Genomic DNA, 452 nt, shown 5'->3' on the forward strand with positions numbered 1-452 from the left:
TCCTCAACCGTGATGACGCCTTCGTTGCCGACCTTCTGCATCGCTTCCGCGATCATCTTGCCGACCGACTCGTCGCCATTGGCCGAGATCGTGCCGACCTGGGCGACTTCCTCGGAGGTCTTGATCTTCTTGGCAGCCTTGCCGAGCGCGCCGACGACTTCGGTCACGGCCAGATCGATGCCGCGCTTCAGGTCCATCGGGTTCATGCCGGCGGCAACGGCCTTGTGGCCTTCCTGGACGATCGACTGTGCCAGAACGGTTGCGGTCGTGGTGCCGTCGCCGGCGATGTCGTTGGTCTTCGAAGCAACTTCGCGGACCATCTGCGCGCCCATGTTCTCGAACTTGTCTTCAAGCTCGATTTCCTTGGCGACGGTAACGCCGTCCTTGGTGATGCGCGGGGCGCCGAACGACTTGTCGATGACGACGTTGCGGCCCTTGGGGCCGAGCGTGAC

The 452-nt window shown here is 63.1% G+C and carries 1 protein-coding gene; it reads right to left on the reverse strand.

Going from position 1 to position 452, the window contains the following annotated elements:
• A partial coding sequence (locus AC0L2U_RS34755) for a TCP-1/cpn60 chaperonin family protein (RefSeq protein WP_473603711.1) occupies nt 1–452 on the reverse strand: 452 nt, incomplete at both ends.

The organism is Mesorhizobium sp. WSM4808, assembly GCF_055811675.1.